Origin of the sequence: Mesorhizobium sp. C399B, from assembly GCF_030323185.1 — a bacterium.
Taxonomy (GTDB): Bacteria; Pseudomonadota; Alphaproteobacteria; order Rhizobiales; family Rhizobiaceae; genus Mesorhizobium.
The window spans coordinates 564,077-580,017 of the sequence record NZ_CP100472.1 but is presented as its reverse complement, the minus strand read 5'-3'; the positions used below and the strand labels follow the sequence as shown (position 1 = coordinate 580,017).

15 protein-coding genes and 1 tRNA gene are annotated in these 15,941 nt (G+C 63.2%); 8 read left to right on the top strand and 8 right to left on the bottom strand.

From position 1 onward, the window contains the following. Positions 1-85 precede the first annotated feature (85 nt). Positions 86-727 carry a glutathione S-transferase family protein gene (locus NLY36_RS02870; RefSeq protein ID WP_031201214.1) on the bottom strand — a complete coding sequence of 214 codons (642 nt, stop codon included), beginning with the start codon at positions 725-727 and terminating at the stop codon, positions 86-88. Positions 728-924: 197 nt separating this feature from the next. Between NLY36_RS02870 and NLY36_RS02865 the strand changes: the two genes are divergently transcribed. Continuing rightward, the gene (locus NLY36_RS02865; protein ID WP_286461666.1) at positions 925-1,800 is read left to right on the top strand and encodes a LysR family transcriptional regulator; all 876 of its coding nucleotides are present in this window, start codon (positions 925-927) and stop codon (positions 1,798-1,800) included. Between the two features lie 25 nt (positions 1,801-1,825). Here the strand turns inward: NLY36_RS02865 and NLY36_RS02860 are convergent, their stop codons facing one another. The 4 genes from NLY36_RS02860 to map form a co-directional block, all read right to left on the bottom strand. Beyond that, the gene (locus NLY36_RS02860) at positions 1,826-2,446 is read right to left on the bottom strand and encodes an isochorismatase family protein (RefSeq protein WP_023695467.1); all 621 of its coding nucleotides are present in this window, start codon (positions 2,444-2,446) and stop codon (positions 1,826-1,828) included. A gap of 172 nt (positions 2,447-2,618) precedes the next feature. Then, positions 2,619-3,017: a RidA family protein gene (locus NLY36_RS02855; protein ID WP_023695466.1), complete on the bottom strand. Its 399-nt coding sequence runs from the start codon at positions 3,015-3,017 to the stop codon at positions 2,619-2,621. Between the two features lie 196 nt (positions 3,018-3,213). Continuing rightward, positions 3,214-3,981, bottom strand: coding sequence for a RadC family protein (gene radC, locus NLY36_RS02850; RefSeq protein ID WP_023667655.1), 768 nt, complete (start codon positions 3,979-3,981; stop codon positions 3,214-3,216). A gap of 113 nt (positions 3,982-4,094) precedes the next feature. Further along, entirely contained in the window at positions 4,095-4,928 is an 834-nt protein-coding gene (map, locus tag NLY36_RS02845) for a type I methionyl aminopeptidase (protein ID WP_023695465.1), read from the bottom strand. A gap of 279 nt (positions 4,929-5,207) precedes the next feature. On the opposite strand from map, the gene NLY36_RS02840 reads away from it, so the two are divergent. The 3 genes from NLY36_RS02840 to NLY36_RS02830 all read left to right on the top strand — a co-directional run bounded on the left by NLY36_RS02840 (position 5,208) and on the right by NLY36_RS02830 (position 6,927). After that, complete coding sequence (locus tag NLY36_RS02840; RefSeq protein WP_023688240.1) at positions 5,208-5,504, top strand: DUF982 domain-containing protein; 297 nt, start codon at positions 5,208-5,210, stop codon at positions 5,502-5,504. A gap of 146 nt (positions 5,505-5,650) precedes the next feature. Beyond that, positions 5,651-5,926 carry a DUF6074 family protein gene (locus tag NLY36_RS02835; protein ID WP_023681621.1) on the top strand — a complete coding sequence of 92 codons (276 nt, stop codon included), beginning with the start codon at positions 5,651-5,653 and terminating at the stop codon, positions 5,924-5,926. A gap of 332 nt (positions 5,927-6,258) precedes the next feature. Then, the gene (locus NLY36_RS02830) at positions 6,259-6,927 is read left to right on the top strand and encodes a DUF2161 domain-containing phosphodiesterase (RefSeq protein WP_023705981.1); all 669 of its coding nucleotides are present in this window, start codon (positions 6,259-6,261) and stop codon (positions 6,925-6,927) included. 140 nt (positions 6,928-7,067) lie between these two features. On the opposite strand, the gene NLY36_RS02825 is transcribed toward NLY36_RS02830, so the two are convergent. The 3 genes from NLY36_RS02825 to phaC form a co-directional block, all read right to left on the bottom strand. After that, positions 7,068-7,142, bottom strand: a tRNA-Glu gene (locus tag NLY36_RS02825). A gap of 263 nt (positions 7,143-7,405) precedes the next feature. After that, positions 7,406-8,527, bottom strand: coding sequence for a YcbK family protein (locus tag NLY36_RS02820; protein WP_023691126.1), 1,122 nt, complete (start codon positions 8,525-8,527; stop codon positions 7,406-7,408). Between the two features lie 360 nt (positions 8,528-8,887). After that, positions 8,888-10,723, bottom strand: a complete 1,836-nt coding sequence (gene phaC, locus NLY36_RS02815) for a class I poly(R)-hydroxyalkanoic acid synthase (protein ID WP_023695462.1) — start codon at positions 10,721-10,723, stop codon at positions 8,888-8,890. A 97-nt stretch (positions 10,724-10,820) separates the two neighbouring features. Here phaC and NLY36_RS02810 point away from each other — a divergent pair, with 97 nt between their 5' ends. The 4 genes from NLY36_RS02810 to recJ all read left to right on the top strand — a co-directional run bounded on the left by NLY36_RS02810 (position 10,821) and on the right by recJ (position 15,937). Next, positions 10,821-11,231 carry a hypothetical protein gene (locus NLY36_RS02810; RefSeq protein ID WP_023695461.1) on the top strand — a complete coding sequence of 137 codons (411 nt, stop codon included), beginning with the start codon at positions 10,821-10,823 and terminating at the stop codon, positions 11,229-11,231. Positions 11,232-11,321: 90 nt separating this feature from the next. Continuing rightward, the gene (locus tag NLY36_RS02805; RefSeq protein WP_023681615.1) at positions 11,322-12,539 is read left to right on the top strand and encodes an LL-diaminopimelate aminotransferase; all 1,218 of its coding nucleotides are present in this window, start codon (positions 11,322-11,324) and stop codon (positions 12,537-12,539) included. Positions 12,540-12,589: 50 nt separating this feature from the next. Further along, a complete protein-coding gene (locus NLY36_RS02800) occupies positions 12,590-13,903 on the top strand; it encodes a homoserine dehydrogenase (protein ID WP_023695460.1) in 1,314 nt (437 codons plus the stop codon). A 249-nt stretch (positions 13,904-14,152) separates the two neighbouring features. After that, complete coding sequence (recJ, locus tag NLY36_RS02795) at positions 14,153-15,937, top strand: single-stranded-DNA-specific exonuclease RecJ (protein WP_023695459.1); 1,785 nt, start codon at positions 14,153-14,155, stop codon at positions 15,935-15,937. Positions 15,938-15,941 lie beyond the last annotated feature (4 nt).

The window sequence follows — 15,941 nt, the reverse complement described above, 5'->3', positions numbered from 1 at the left end:
AAAAGTGGGTGCCGGTTTTTGGAAAAGATCATGCTCCAACAAAGGGTTAGATCATGATGAGATTTCAACCAAATCTCATCATGATCTAAGCGGCAGCCGATGCTTCGGGCAGGGCGGGAACGGCAATGCCTCTGACAACTGCGGAGCGTCGGCCTATGGCGGCATACCAACGCGCCAGGTCTGGCGCGTCATCGAGGCTGAGGCCGAGCCTGGTGACGGCCGCGTTGATCCATGGCCATGTCATCACATCGGCGATGCCGTAGCTTTTGCCGACGATGTGCTCATAGTTCTTGAGCCGGCTATTGAGCACTCGGAAGACGCGTCCGGTTTCGCGCTCAAAACGCTCGATCACATAAGGGATTTTTTCCGGCGCGAAGACTTTGTAATTCCACAATTGGCCAAGCGTCGGGCCGACATGGGCCGCCTGGAACAAGGTCCAGGTCAGCGTATCGTCCGCTTCCTGCGCGCCCACCGGCTGAAGCTTGCCCGACCGTCGCGCCAGGTAGTGCAGGATGGCGCCGGATTCGAAGACCGTGCGGCGGGCGTCCCGGTCGACGATCACCGGGATCTTGTTGTTGGGATTGAGCGCCAGGAAATCAGGCTTGGTCTGGTCGCCCCTTTCGATGTCGACCAAGCGGACCGAGTAGGGCAGGCCGACCTCTTCCAGCATGATCGAGGCCTTGTGCCCGTTGGGTGTCTGGCAGGTGTAGAGTTCTATCGGCGTCATGGCTCTTCTCCGCGACCGTTCTTTCGTCGTCGGACTCCATATGGCGTGCGCGCATGCGCAGATCGACATGCCGATTCGCCCGCTTGCTCTGCGTTTTTGCACAGTGAAGCGTCATTTGACTCGCAGAGCGCAACGTTTTCTCTTATCTTTCTGCAAGAATGCACAGCTCACGCGATATCGACTGGGAAGATCTGCGCATGGTGCTGGCCGTCGCCGATGGCGCTTCGCTGGCGGCGGCGGCTCGGATCCTGGGCGTGAACCACACGACTGTGCTGCGGCGCGTCAACGCCTTCGAGGCGCGGCTGGGCATCCGCCTTTTCGATCGGTTGCCGACTGGTTATGCCCTCACCGCGGGCGGCGAGGAACTGCTGGGCGCGGCACGCACAATGGCCGAGACGGTCAATGAACTGGCGCGCAAACTGTCGGGGCAGGATCTCAGGTTCGAAGGCAGGTTGCGGGTCACCACCACCGATACGCTGATGGCGTCGGTGCTGCCGCCGATCCTGGCGGCGTTTCATAAGCTCCATCCCGGCATACGGGTCGAGGCGATGACGCAGAATTCCATCGCCAACCTGACGCAAAGGGATGCAGACGTGGCGATCAGGCCGGTGTCGCAACCGCAGGAAATCCTGGTCGGCCGGCGCATTTCGGGCGTCGCCTTCGCCGCCTACGCGACACGTTCCTATGCCGAAACGCTACCCCCGGAGCCGAGATTGGGTGCGCTGCGCTGGATCGCGCCCGACGACAGCCTAGCCAACACCGGCGTCGCCCGCTGGATGCGGTCGTCGCTGCCCGATGTCGAGATCGCCATGCGCGCCGATTCCCTGGTGACGATGTCGTATGCGGCGGGCGCCGGAATCGGGGTTGCGGCGCTGCCCTGTTATCTCGGCGACAGCCTGCCCGGGCTTGTAAGGGTCGGAGGGCTGATCGAGGAGATCGGCTCGGCGCTGTGGGTGCTGGTGCACGACGATTTGCGCCGCACGGCGCGCGTCCACGCCTTCACCAAATTCGTCTCCGGCGAATTGCAGCAGCGGCGCGACCTTCTTGAGGGCAGGCTCGTCGCCGGAGCTTGAGACGCACGCCAGCTGACGCGCGGGCTCAGCTCCGCAACAGGTTCCCAAGCTCGGCAACCGTCATCACGCGCCCGAACACCTTGCCTATGATGTCGAGGGTTGCATTGTGCGATGCCTCGTCCAGTCCGCCATTGGCGTCGCTGATGAAAGCCACCTTGTAGTCGCGCATGAAGGCGCTCCGCGCGGTGGATTCGCAGCAGATGCTGGTCACGGTGCCGATGATGATCACCGTGTCGACCCGGCCTGCGCCACGGATGTTGCGCAACACGGTCTCGAGCTGCGTGTTGTGGAAGGCATCGTAGCGGTGCTTTTTGATGACGACATCCCCAGGCAAGGGCGCAAGCGCGGCGACGATTTCGGCGCCGGCGCTGCCTTCCCGCATGCCTTTGGTTTTCAGCTTCGGCTGATAGCTGGTTTCCAGCGGCGAGATATCGAAATGGTCGCTGAGCACATGCTGGGTGTAGATCACCGGGACGCCTTGCGCGCGGCAAAGCTCGACCACCTGCCGCATCGCCGGAATGCGATGGCGGGCCATGGCCACTTCCATGACGGCGCCCTCATCGACGAAGTCGCTTTGCATGTCGATGACCAGGAGGGCTGCGCGTGGCTTGTCGAACGGCCATGGTTCGTCGCCGGGCTGGGGCATTGCGTGTTTCCTGTTTCCGACGTTGATCAGGTGAGCAGCAGGCTCTTCATCGAGACATCGCAATTCCTGCCGATGACGATGTGATCGTGGATGGATGGAGAGATCAAGGTCGTGGCAATCTCGCAGCGAGTTCCGGGATTTGTTTGGGCGACTTGACGCGTCCTCGCTTGGCCTACGGCTCGATGACCGCGATCGCATCGATCTCTATCAGGTAGCCGGGAGACATCACCGCTATCCCGACCACTACGTTTGCCGGCTTGTGATCGCCGAACAGCTCGATCTGGGCCGCTTCGATGATCGGCACGTGTTCGTCGCGTTTGTAATCGACGATGTAGATCGTGATCTTGCAGACTTGCTCGGGCCGAGCGCCGGCGGCAGCAAGCGCTCGGCCGAGATTCCCGAACGCCAGGCGCGCCTGGACTGCGAAATCACCATGGCCAACGAGCTTGCCGTGTATGTCTTCTGGCTGCTGGCCCGAGACGAACACCAGCTTGCTTCCTGTCGCAACGACGACCTGGGAGTACATTTCCGGAATCGGCAGGTCATTTGGATTTATGCATTCGAGCGTCATTGAATAGATCTCCTGCAATGGCTGTCGGGAACTGGCTGCTTCGTATTCGCGGGTCTACCACATTGTCGCCGAAGCGGGCGCTTCCGTCGCAATATCACTTCTACACCGCAACCGTGGGCATTTGAGCCAAAGCGGAATGTTGCTGATTGGCTCGCGAGCGGTGGCGTTTGGGTGACGGCGCCGGCGAGCGTCGGGCTCAGATCAGCAGCAGGCCCTTCATCGAGGCATTGCCTTTCTTGCCGATGATGATGTGGTCGTGGACGGCGATGCCGAGCGGCTTGGCGCTGTCGATGATCTGCTTGGTCATTTCGATGTCCGCACGCGATGGTGTCGGATCGCCTGATGGGTGATTATGCACCAGGATGACGGCGCTGGCCGACAGTTCGAGCGCGCGCTTGATCACTTCGCGCGGATAGACCGGCGTGTGGTCCACGGTGCCGACCTGCTGTACCTCGTCGGCGATCAGCACGTTCTTCTTGTCGAGGAACAGGATGCGGAAATGTTCGCGGTTCTCGAACGCCATCGCCGAGCGGCAGTACGCAAGAAGCTGCGTCCAGTTGGACAGCACCTCGCGGTCGCGAACCTCGGTCCGCGCCATGCGCTGCGCGGCAGCGGCAATCACCTTCAGGTCGACGGCCACGGCGGGGCCGATGCCCTTCACCTCCTGCAGCAGCGCCACCGGTGCGCCAAGCACTTCGCCAAAAGTGCCGAAGCGCGCCAAAAGCGCCTTGGCGATCGGCTTGGTGTCGACGCGCGGGATCAGGCGAAACAGCAGCAGTTCGAGAAGTTCGTAGTCGGGCAGGGCGTCTGCGCCGCCGGCAACGAAGCGCTCGCGCAAACGGTCGCGATGGCCGTGATAGTGTGGCGTCTCGGTCAGTTTGTCCTTGGGCGTCTTGTCCTTCGCCGGTGGTTCAAGCCACCGCTCGGAGAAGAACCCCCGTTCGTCGTCGCCACTCTTCCCCATCGACCCCCCACACTCCCCGAAGGCTTCGACGGCAGATTAGAGCGGTAAGCAGCGCGCGGTCGAGTTTTTTCGGCGACGGCGCCTCAAAGCTGCGGCTTGAGGCGATCTTGTTTTCAGCTGACCGGCGGCAGGCCGGGGCGGTCGAGCTTGTTTGGCGACAGGGTGAAAATCTCGCAGCCAGTTTCGGTGACGCCGATCGTGTGTTCGTACTGCGCCGACAGCGAGCGGTCGCGCGTCACCGCCGTCCAGCCGTCCGACAGCACTTTCACATGCGGCCGGCCAAGATTGATCATGGGCTCGATGGTGAAGATCATGCCCGGCCGCATCTCGACGCCTTCCGAGGCGGTGCCATAGTGCAGGATGTTGGGTGCGTCGTGGAACAGCTGGCCAACGCCGTGGCCGCAGAAATCGCGCACCACCGAGCAGCGCTCGGCCTCGGCATAGGTCTGGATGGCGGCGCCGATGGCGCCGGTGCGGGCGCCGGGCCGGACCGCCGCGATGCCGCGCATCAGGCACTCGTGGGTTACTTCGAGCAGGCGTTCGGCGGCGCGCTTGATGGTGCCGACGGGATACATGCGCGAGGAATCGCCGTGCCAGCCGTCGAGGATGTAGGTGACGTCGATGTTGACGATGTCGCCATCCTTCAACGGCTTGTTGTCTGGAATGCCGTGGCAGACGACGTGGTTGATCGAGGTGCAGGACGCTTTGGTGTAGCCGCGGTAGTTGAGCGTCGCCGGTAGCGCGCCTTGGTCCATGCCGAATTCGAAGACGAAACGGTCGATGGTCTCGGTGGTGACACCCGGCTGGACCATCGGCACCAGTTCATCAAGGCAGCGCGCGGTGAGATCGCAGGCCTTGCGCATGCCGGCAAATCCTTCTTCGCCGTAGAGGCGGATCTGGCCGGTGTTCCTGAGGGGTGCCGTGGCGGCGTCGAGATAGGTGACCATAGTGTCCGTTTGCCTGTAAGCGGGCGGCGCATATCAGCCCGTTAGAAAATTTCCCCAGATTTGGCACTGCAAGCCGCAAGGTTCAAGGAAGAACTGCCGGCAATGGACTGATACTGGCGATATTCCTGGCTTGCGCGGCCGCTCAGATGACATCCAGGTTCGCGATCTCCTCCGAATGCCGAGATCGCACTGACGACACATTTTCGCGCAAAAGCAGCCAAAGCAACTTTTGACGACGAACGGCGTTGCTGTGGTCGACGCCAGTTCGGGAGATATAGAATGGACAGATTGCAATTCGAGGTGCCGGTGCGCATCGCGCCCGCGCCCGGGCTGCCGGTAGAGGAAATATACAGCGTCGAACAGGCGCTGGATATCCTGCATGACTGGCCAAAGAAGCGACAGGGCAAGGTCTATGAAGCGGCGTTCAATGCCTGTTTCGGGGCCACGGTGGATGTGGTCAGGACTGAGGACGCATGGCGCGCCTTCATGGCGTTTTGCCGGGTCAGTGGCCTGCTGGCCAGGGACATGATGGTTACGGCCAAGCGCGCCGGCGAGGCGAGGGGCCTGAGGGTCTAGAGTTCTGCTTGGCCTGGAAGCCGGCCAACCGACTCGTTCCAATCGGCGCGGACTCCGCGGCGTTAAGGTTCCGTTTCCGACTTCACAGCTAGGCATGAGCCATAGAGCAGCGTCTGATTCGTTGCGTCGGTTTCATGGTGCAGAACATGTCTTCAGCCAATGTGCGTACCTTCCCGCTAGATCGGCAGACCGTGCTGGTGCGCGAGGTCGCCGCAAGGCTGGGCAGACTGCACGGCGACACGGCCACGTCGTTCTGGAAGGCCACGGCGCGCGAACTCCTCGACAAGGCGGTCGCGGCCGGCTGCGATGCGGCTTCGGCGGCCAACGATGTCCGCCGGTTTTTCGCCGCGGTCCAGGACGAGATGCATTTCAAGGCGGACGATGCCGCACCAGGGCAGCGCCGGACGCGCACCCGCCCCTAGCCTCAAAACACACGCGCTCATCATTGTGTGGCCAACCGTGGACCGGTCTTGGCGTCGACGTATCTCGGGTCTTACGCTGTCGATTGTGCCGTCCCAGCCACGGCGAGCGCCTTGTTGAACGCGAGACAGGCGATGAAATACTGGTCGCGCTCGGCCCTGGCGACGTCGGTCATCGCCAAGGAAATCGTCGAACGCTATGGCGGGACTATCATGCCGGAGACCTGCCTGACGGCCGCCTTTGCAAACAGTGGGTCTCAAGGCGGCTTAGCGCAAGGCGTCGGCCTCTCGGCGATCCCTGTGCCGACCCGATCCGAATCGGCTATGCCTGCGCAATGCAGGAAACGTCTCTCTACATCCCGGTGAAGCGGTTTCTCGAGAGCCTGGAATTCACGGTGAAGGGCGAAGTCGGCCACTGCGATATCGTGGCGGTGCGCGACGGCGAGCCGCCTGTGCTGGTCATCTGCGAACTGAAATTGCAGTTCAACCTCGAACTGGTGCTGCAAGGTGTCGATCGCGCCGCGGCATGCGACGAAGTGTGGCTGGCCGCGCGCATGTCGGCGCGTGGCAAAGGCCGCGAGCACGACCGCCGTTTTCGCGCGCTGTGCCGGCGGCTCGGCTTCGGGCTTCTGGCTGTCAGCGGCAAGGGGGAGGTCGAATTGCTGCTCAGCCCGGCCGCTCTGCCGCCGCGTCGCGATCCAAAGCGGCGCTCGCGGCTGATGGAGGAACACCGGCGCCGGCGCGGCGATCCGGTGGTCGGCGGTGGCTCGCGAGCCCCGATCATGACGGCCTACCGGCAGGATGCGCTGGCCTGCGCCGCAGCCATGACCGACGGGCCGAAACGCCCGCGCGATCTGAAAGCAATTTCGCCGCGCGCGCCCAGCATCCTCTTGGACAATGTCTATGGCTGGTTCGCCAGGGCCGAGCGCGGCGTCTACGCGCTGACCGAGGGTGGTCACGCGGCGTTACAGCGCTGGCCGCAGGTAGCGCACGACCAGGGGTGAGTGGCCGGAGATTGCCGGCGCCGAGGGAAACCTCGGCACGGCAGCCGCTGTTCGCCGTTTCAACCGATGCGCCGCGCCACCCTTCCAGCCGCTGCTCGTTCGGCGGCTGCCGCGAGGCTTCCTGTTTTCCTGAAAAGATCTGGTACGCCCAAGGGGAATCGAACCCCTGTTACCGCCGTGAAAGGGCGGTGTCCTAACCGCTAGACGATGGGCGCGCTCAGACGAAGCGGCTTATAATTGCGTTGTTGCCAACCGGCAACCCATCAGCCGCCAGATGCGGAAACTTTTTTCAAGAGGGGCAAGAAAAGCCAGTTTGGTGAGCCAGCGCAGGTTTCTGGCCTCGCGTCGTTGCACATCTTTGGATGAACGCGCCGCGCAGTCGTGGGTGCCTCGGCTAATCTCGAACGTCGCTGATAGCTAATCGGAAAAAACGGCGGGCTGCTAACAGCCCCTCGGCCCGTTTGCCGAAATGGGGATGCTACCCCCGCCGGCGGCAGCGCCAATTCCAGTCGCGCTCGGGGCCGACGTCGACGTGAACGGATTCGGTATGGCAGTAGGTGCCGACGCCACCGCGGCCGGGCATGGTTCGGATGTAGCTCGCCAGTTCCCATTTGGAGACGCCGGGAACCTGGATGTCGGCGGCGGCGCAATACATGTGCAGCGAATTCTTGGCGCCGTTGGCGCGGCGGTTGCGGGCCGGGTCGCGGTAGCCTGATGTGACCATCATCTTGCGGCCGTAATGGCCTTCGATGGTCTTCAGCACACGCACCAGCGACGGCTTCAGGCAGGCGACGTCGACGCTCTCGTTTTGCTTCAACAGGCCATTGGGCGCCAGCCGGGCGAGGCCGGCGGCGGAGGCCACCTGATAGGCGCCGCCCGAACCCTCGTCCTCGTTCAGGTCGACGTCGCTTTCGTCGTCGAGGCCGGATTTGCGCTTGATCTCGAACAGCGCCGTCTGGCGCACGCCGGGCAAGGCATCGCTGCCGGTGATGTGGTTGCTCTCGTTGCCAAGCGAGGCAAGCTGCAAGGGCTTGTCGGCGGAACTGGCTGAGGCCAACGTGATGATCGGCTTTGCCGGGGCGGCCTTCTGGGCAGCAACCGCAGGCTGTTCGCCCGAGCGCGAGTTGACCAGCGGAGCAGGTGCCGCCGAGGTTGGCGTGGTGCTGAACAGTGAGGCCAGGAAGCCCTTCTTCGGCGTGTCGATCTGCTGGGGCGCGGCGGTCACGTAGACCTCGCCGGGCGCGGGTGCCGCGGCAGTCGGTTTCGGCGCGGTCACGCCGGCATCGGCGGCGGCGATCTTCTGCGCCACGGCGTCCGTTGCGGCCGCGGTCTGTGCTGACTGCTGCAGCGACTGCGGCGTCTGGCCGACAATGGTTTCGGAGCCGGCGGGAACATTGACCGGGAAGCCGGTGCCGGGCTTGGCCACCGGCACATAGGCGACCTGCTCGGGCAGTGTCGCATCGCCCGCTGCCGTCATCATCATCTGCGGCCCGGTGGATGTGACCTGCACGGTCGAATCGCCCGGCGCCGCAGGGCTGGCGCCGGAAGCCGCGGCGATGTCAGAAGCGGTCGCGTTGTAGCCAGGCATGCCGACGGACATTGTGGGGTCGCTGGCGGAGGTGCAGGACGCCAGAAGCACGGAGAAAAGCGCTGCCGCTATAGTGCGACCTTCTCTCCCCGCGAGACGCGATCCTACTGATTTCAAAACTAAATTCCCCCTCGGTGTCCGGTCGGCCTGCTATTGGTGCGGCGTCGAAACGTTCACATCCAATAACCTTGTGTTCCCAAACCGGAAACGAGACTTGTGTCAATTCTGCAAGCCTCTGAATTATTTGCTCGTTGGAGGCCAATTGAGGCTTCTTGAAGGTTGACGACACCATTTCGCCCCGTTTTGCCGGCCCGTCAACTCACCAGACATTACATTCCGTTACACACAGGCACCTGCAAAAGGTGCCGGCCGTTACACGCGGACCTTCACATAGGTGCCGGGGGCATCACCCAGAGTTTTCATATGCTTGCCCGGTTTGCGGGCCGGAACGAGGGTGTCGTCCTGGGTTTCGATCCAGTGCTGCCAGTGCGTCCACCAGGAGCCGGGATGCTCCACCGCCGAGGCGAGCCACTGGCCAAAATCGCCCGTCGGTTTGCCGCCGGTCCAGTACTGGTATTTCTTGGCTGCCGGCGGGTTGACGACACCGGCAATGTGGCCGGAACCAGCCATCACAAACTCGACATCGCCGCCGAAATATTGCGAGCCAAGAAACACCGAAAGGGCCGGCGCGATGTGATCTTCCTTCGACGCCAGGTTGTAGACCGGGATGGTGACGTCGGCCAGCGACAAAGTGCGGCCGGCGAGTTCCATCACGCCACGCGTCAGATTGTTCTCGAGATAACAGTTGCGCAGGTAGAAGGAGTGGTTGGCGGCCGCCATGCGGGTGGAATCGGCGTTCCAGTAGAGCAGGTCGAAGGGAAGGGGATCCTTGCCGCGCATGTAATTGTTGATGACATGAGGCCAGATCAGGTCACCCGAGCGCAGCATGTTGAAGGCGGTCGCCATCTTGGTGCCGTCGAGGTAGCCCTTTTCGTTCATCGATTTCTCGACCGCTGCCACCTGGTCCTCGTCGACGAAGACTTTCAGGTCGCCGGCATGGGTGAAGTCGACCTGCGTGGTGAAGAAGGTCGCCGATTTGATGCGGTTGTCGCCTTCCTGTGCCAGCAGTGCGAGTGCGGCCGCCAGCAGCGTGCCGCCGACGCAATAGCCGATGGCGTTGACCTCTTTCTCGCCGGTCGCCTTCTCGATCGTGTCGAGGCCGTATTGCAGGCCTTCCCGTATGTAAGCTTCCCAGCCCTTGGCACCGTGCCGCTCGTCGGGATTGATCCAGGAGATGACGAACACGGTATGGCCTTGCTCGATCGCCCAGCGGATGAAGGACTTTTGCGGGTTGAGATCGAGGATGTAGAACTTGTTGATCCAGGGCGGGCAGATCAGCAGCGGGCGCTTGAGCACCGTCTCCGTCGTCGGATCGTACTGGATGATTTCGGCGACATCGCTGCGCCCGACCACCTTGCCGGGAGATGTCGCGACGTTCTTGCCGATCTCGAAGGGCGAATAGTCAGCTTGTCTCAGCTTCAGGTCGCCCTTGCCGGCGGCGATGTCTTCGGCCAGCATCTTCATGCCGCGCACCAGGTTTTCGCCATTCGAGGCAACGGTTTCTCGAAACAGCTCCGGATTGGTCAGGATGAAGTTCGACGGCGAGATGGCATTGGACACCTGCTTGACGTAGAAGCTGGCCTTATGGCGGGTGTGATCGTCGAGGCCTTCGGCGTGCTCGACCAGGTCGGCCGCCCAGCGCGAGGTGACGAGATAGGCCTGTTTGAGGAAATCGAAGAAAGCGTTGCGACCCCATTCGGGGTCTTGAAAACGCTTGTCGCCGCGCTCGGGCTTGACCGCATCTTCGGGCGCCTCGGCATTCGGGCTAACCTTCTGGATGGCGTTGCCCCAGACCGTCATGTAGCCGGCGAACAGCCGCGTCTGCGCTTCCAGCGCGCGTTGCGGATCGGCCAGCCAATATTCGCTGAGCTTGGAAAAGGTTTTTACCATGTCGACCACGGGTTCGGCGACATGATCGCGCACCTCGCCCTTTTCGCGCGGCTCGGCCCAGGCGGAGGCGGCTTTGCCGGCCTGCTCGACCATGCGCGCCATGTTCAACGCGAAGCGTTCCGGGTCTTTCACCAGATATTGCTCGACGGTCGAAGATTGATCATCTTCCGCTTTGCTCGAATCAGGTGTTTTGGACATGGCTCGCGGGGTTCCTCCCGAGGCGTTTTCTTGACATATTATCATGGGACATCTGACCGGGTCCAATGCGCTGTACCCCGGCTGCCAGGAAAACAATATGACGATTAACACCGGCAAGACCATTTTTTCGGGGGCAGGCCGCTTTTGCCGCGTCGCGGTTGCAATCGCCTGTCTGGCGCCAGGGCTGCTGGCGGCAAGTGGCTGCACGAGCGCCAACACCGGCAACGGGATGAATGTCGGCCTGACCCAGGGCGCGCAGGACACCGGCTCTTATCCCAATCTCAACATCCCGCCGCAGGTGGCGGCAAAGCAGTTCACCCCTGAGGAGACGCAGGCCAAGCTTGCCCAGTTGAAGGGCGAACAGCAGGGGCAAGTGGCCAAGGGCGGCGGCGGTGCCCCGTCCACCAGCCCGGCGGCGCTGAATTCGCTGGCGAAGAACCATGGCAAGGACACGCTGAAGCAGATCGAAGCCAAATGCGATCCCGCCCTCGACCCTACCTGCAAATAAGGCTATATCGCGCGCCGAAAGCGGTCTTTGCCAAGGGCGCCTAGCCAAGCCAACTGTGCTGAAGCCAATCTTAAATCGTCTGGAACTGACATGGAAGAATTTCACAAGGTCCGCCGGCTTCCGCCCTACGTGTTCGAGCAGGTCAACCGGCTGAAGGCCAGCGCCCGTTCGCGCGGCGCTGACATTATCGACCTTGGCATGGGTAATCCCGACCTGCCGACTCCGAAGGCGATCGTCGACAAATTGTGCGAAGTGGTGCGCGATCCGCGCACGCATCGCTATTCCTCCTCGCGCGGCATCCCAGGTCTGCGCCGCGCCCAGGCCGCCTATTATCAGCGCCGTTTCGGCGTGAAGCTCAATCCCGACACGCAGGTGGTGGCGACGCTCGGTTCGAAGGAAGGCTTCGCCAATATGGCGCAGGCGATCACCGCGCCGGGCGACGTGATCCTGTGCCCCAACCCGACCTATCCGATCCATGCTTTCGGCTTCATCATGTCGGGCGGCGTCATCCGTTCGCTGCAGGTCGAGCCGGATGACGGCTTCATCCCGGCGCTCGAGCGCGGTGTCCGTCATTCGATCCCGAAGCCACTGGCATTGATCCTCAACTATCCGTCTAACCCGACGGCGCTGGTCGCCTCGCTCGATTTCTACAAGGACGTGGTCGCCTTCGCCAAGAAGAACGACATCATCATCCTGTCGGACCTTGCCTATTCGGAGATCTATTTCGACGGCAATCCGCCGCCTTCGGTGCTGCAAGTGCCGGGCGCCATCGATGTCTGCGTCGAGTTCACCTCGATGTCGAAGACCTTCTCCATGCCCGGCTGGCGCATGGGCTTTGCCGTCGGCAATGAGCGGCTGATCTCGGCGTTGACGCGGGTGAAGTCCTATCTCGACTACGGCGCCTTCACGCCGATCCAGGTGGCGGCGGCGCATGCGCTGAATGGCGACGGCGCCGACATCGCCGAAGTGCGCGAGGTCTATTTGAAGCGCCGCGACGTCATGGTCGATGCCTTCAGCCGCGCCGGCTGGACCATTCCGGCACCGGCTGCCTCGATGTTCGCCTGGGCGCCGATCCCGGAGCCGTTCAAGCATCTCGGCTCGCTTGAGTTTTCCAAGCTCCTGATCGAGCACGCCGACGTGGCGGTGGCGCCGGGCATCGGCTTTGGCGAGCATGGCGACGATCACGTCCGCATCGCGCTGGTCGAGAACGAGCACCGGATCCGGCAGGCGGCGCGCAACATCAAGCGCTTCCTGGCGTCCAGCGCCAAGCAGCCGAACAATGTGGTGCCGCTCGCCGCGCATCGCTAAAGTCGCCGCACATCTTATTCGAGTAGATTTTTTGAGGGGCGTCGCCGGGCATGGCTGAAGCGTTGCGTGTTGGAATTGCGGGTCTGGGTACGGTCGGCGCCTCGGTGGCGCGCGTGCTGCGCGACAAGGCAGCGGAGCTGACGCGCCAGTGCGGACGCGATGTCATCGTCACGACCGTTTCCGCGCGCGATCCCAAGCGCGACCGTGGCGTCGACCTCAGCGCCGCCAAATGGTTCGACGATCCGATCAAGATGGCGCAGGCCGCCGATATCGACGTCTTCGTCGAACTGATCGGCGGCGACGAAGGGGCAGCGCGCGCGTCGGTCAAGGCAGCACTTGAAGCCGGACGTCATGTCGTCACCGCCAACAAGGCGCTGTTGGCCAAGCACGGCGTGGCGCTTGCCGAAATCGCCGAGAAGAGGGGCGTGCTGCTCAACTACGAGGCGGCAGTTGCCGGCGGCATCCCGGTCATCAAGACGATGCGCGAGGCGATGGCCGGCAATTCGGTCACCCGCGTTTTCGGCATCCTCAACGGCACCTGCAACTACATCCTGACCCGCATGGAGGCCGAGGGCATCTCCTTCGACGAGTGCCTGAAGGACGCGCAACGGCTGGGCTACGCCGAAGCCGATCCGACTTTCGATATCGAGGGCCATGACACGGCGCATAAATTGTCGATCCTGACCAGCCTGGCCTTCGGCACCAGGATCGCCGCCAACGACATCTACATGGAAGGCATTTCCAATATCAGCCAGGCCGATATCCGCGCCGCGGGCGACCTTGGCTACCGGATAAAATTGCTCGGCGTCGCGCAGCGCACCGACAGCGGCATCGAACAGCGTGTGCACCCGACCATGGTGCCGACCGCGTCGGTGATCGCACAGGTGCATGGCGTGACCAATGCGGTGGCCATCGAAACCGACATTCTGGGCGAGCTGCTGCTCTCCGGCCCCGGCGCCGGCGGCAACGCCACCGCGTCCGCCGTGGTCGGCGATATCGCCGACATTGCCAAGAGCCGGCCGGGCTTCCAGCACGGTCCGGTGTTCGGCCTGCCGGCCAAGGAACTGCGGCCCTACAAGAAGGCGCAGATGCGCAGCCATGCCGGCGGCTATTTCATCCGGCTGACCGTGCACGACCGCATCGGCGTCTTCGCCGCGATCGCCAAGCGCATGGCGGACAACGACATTTCGCTGGAATCGATCGTCCAGCATGCCGTCAGCGGCGAGACGGACGCGCAAAAGACGGTGATCCTGGTCACCCACGAGACGACGGAAGCAGCGGTGCGCAAGGCTGTCGACGGCATCACCAAGGACGGCCACCTCACAGACAAGCCGCAGGTTATCCGCATCGAGCGTGCGGGCTAGGCCAAGTCATTTTTCTCCTTTAACCGATTGATGCTGCTGCTGAAAAGTGGTTTCGGACGCCATAATGCTCTCTCTCTTTGATTTGGAGCCGGATTGAGATTTCAGGTCGAACCCACCAGTCATCATCGGGTTCTGGCGGAGGCGTGAGCCGCGAGATCAAGGCGCGTCACCAGGAGGTGGAAAAGTTGAGACTTTCCTGTTTAGCCGTCGCATATTGCCGGAAATGACAATCTGTAGACTACGCCTCCTATGACGGGCGACAAACGCTTCTTCCTCGACGTCAGGCAGTCGGCGACCGGTGTTTCCTGGGAACACCGGTTGAGCGAGCGGCAGGACATGACTGCGCTGGCCATAGCGCAGGGCCACGGCGTGCCCGACATTGTGGCTCGCGTGCTCGCCGGGCGCGGCGTCACCGCGGACCAGGCCGAGCGCTTCCTCGATCCGACGATCCGCAATCTGTTGCCGGATCCGGCTTCGCTGACCGACATGGGCAAGGCTGCGACCCGCATCGCCGAAGCGGTCATGGCCAAGGAGAAGGTGGCAATCTTCGGCGACTACGATGTCGACGGCGCCGCCTCTTCGGCGTTGCTCAAGCGCTTCCTGACGCATTTCTCGGTGCCTTCGGAGATCTACATTCCCGACCGCATCTTCGAGGGCTACGGCCCCAATCCGGAGGCTATGCGCGAACTGGTCTCGCGCGGCGCGACGCTGATCGTCACCGTCGATTGCGGCACCAACAGCGCTGTCTCCATCGATGCCGTCAAGGCCGCAGGCGCCGATGTGGTGGTGCTCGACCACCATCAGGTCGGCGGCCCGCTGCCGGAGGCGACCGCGGTCGTCAATCCCAATCGCGAGGACGACCTTTCCGGGCAAGGCCATCTGTGCGCCGCCGGTGTCGTCTTCCTCACTCTGGTGCAGACGGCGAGGGTCCTGCGCAGCCGATTGCCCGACGCAGCGCCACCGGACCTGTTGTCGTTGCTCGACTTGGCGGCGCTGGCCACGGTTTGCGATGTGGTGCCGCTCATCGGCGTGAACCGCGCTTTCGTCGTCAAGGGACTGCAGATGGCGCGGCAGCAGAAGAATGAGGGGCTCGCCGCACTGGCGCGGGTGTCCCGCATCGGTGAGCCGATAAGCACCTTTCATCTCGCCTATCTGATTGGGCCGCGCATCAATGCCGGCGGCCGCATCGGCGATGCAGCACTTGGCAGCCGGCTGCTCGCCACCGACGATCCGGTTGAGGCCGGGACCATTGCCGAGACACTCGACCGGCTCAACCAGGAACGCCAGCAGATGGAGCTGGAGATGCTGGCAGCGGCGCGCGCCGAGGCTGACGCCGAACTTGCCGGCGGCAACGGGCCGGCCATCATCGTCACCGCCAGCACCAATTGGCATCCCGGCATTGTCGGCTTGATCGCCTCGCGGCTGAAGGACCATGCGCGGCGGCCGGCCTTCGCCATCGCCTTCAACGCCAATGGCATCGGCACCGGCTCTGGCCGTTCGGTGTCGGGCTTCGATCTCGGACGGCTGGTGCGCGCAGCCGCCGATGCCGGGCTGATCGTCAAGGGCGGCGGCCACGGCATGGCCGCCGGCATCACGGTGGAACGCGCCAAGCTCGGCGAACTCCGTGCTTTCTTCGAGGAGCGCGCGGCGGCCGAAGTGTTCCGGCTGCAGGACGAAGAAAGTCTGGCCGTCGACGGCGCGCTCGCCGCCGAGGGCGCGACGATTGCTTTGCTCGATGCGCTGGAAAAGGCCGGGCCTTTCGGCGCCGGCCATGTCGCGCCGGTGTTCGCGCTGCCGCGCCATCGGCTGGCCGACGCGCGGGCCGTCGGCACCAACCACATCCGGGCCGATCTGCAGTCGGAAAGCGGCGGCCGCATCCAGGGCATCGCCTTTCGATCCGTCGATACCGCGCTGGGCGAATTCCTGTTCAAGAACAGGGGCAACACGATCCATGTAGCCGGCTCGCTGTCGGGGAATTATTGGAACGGCAACCGCACGGTGCAGTTCCGCATCACCGATGCGGCCAAAGCCTGACATT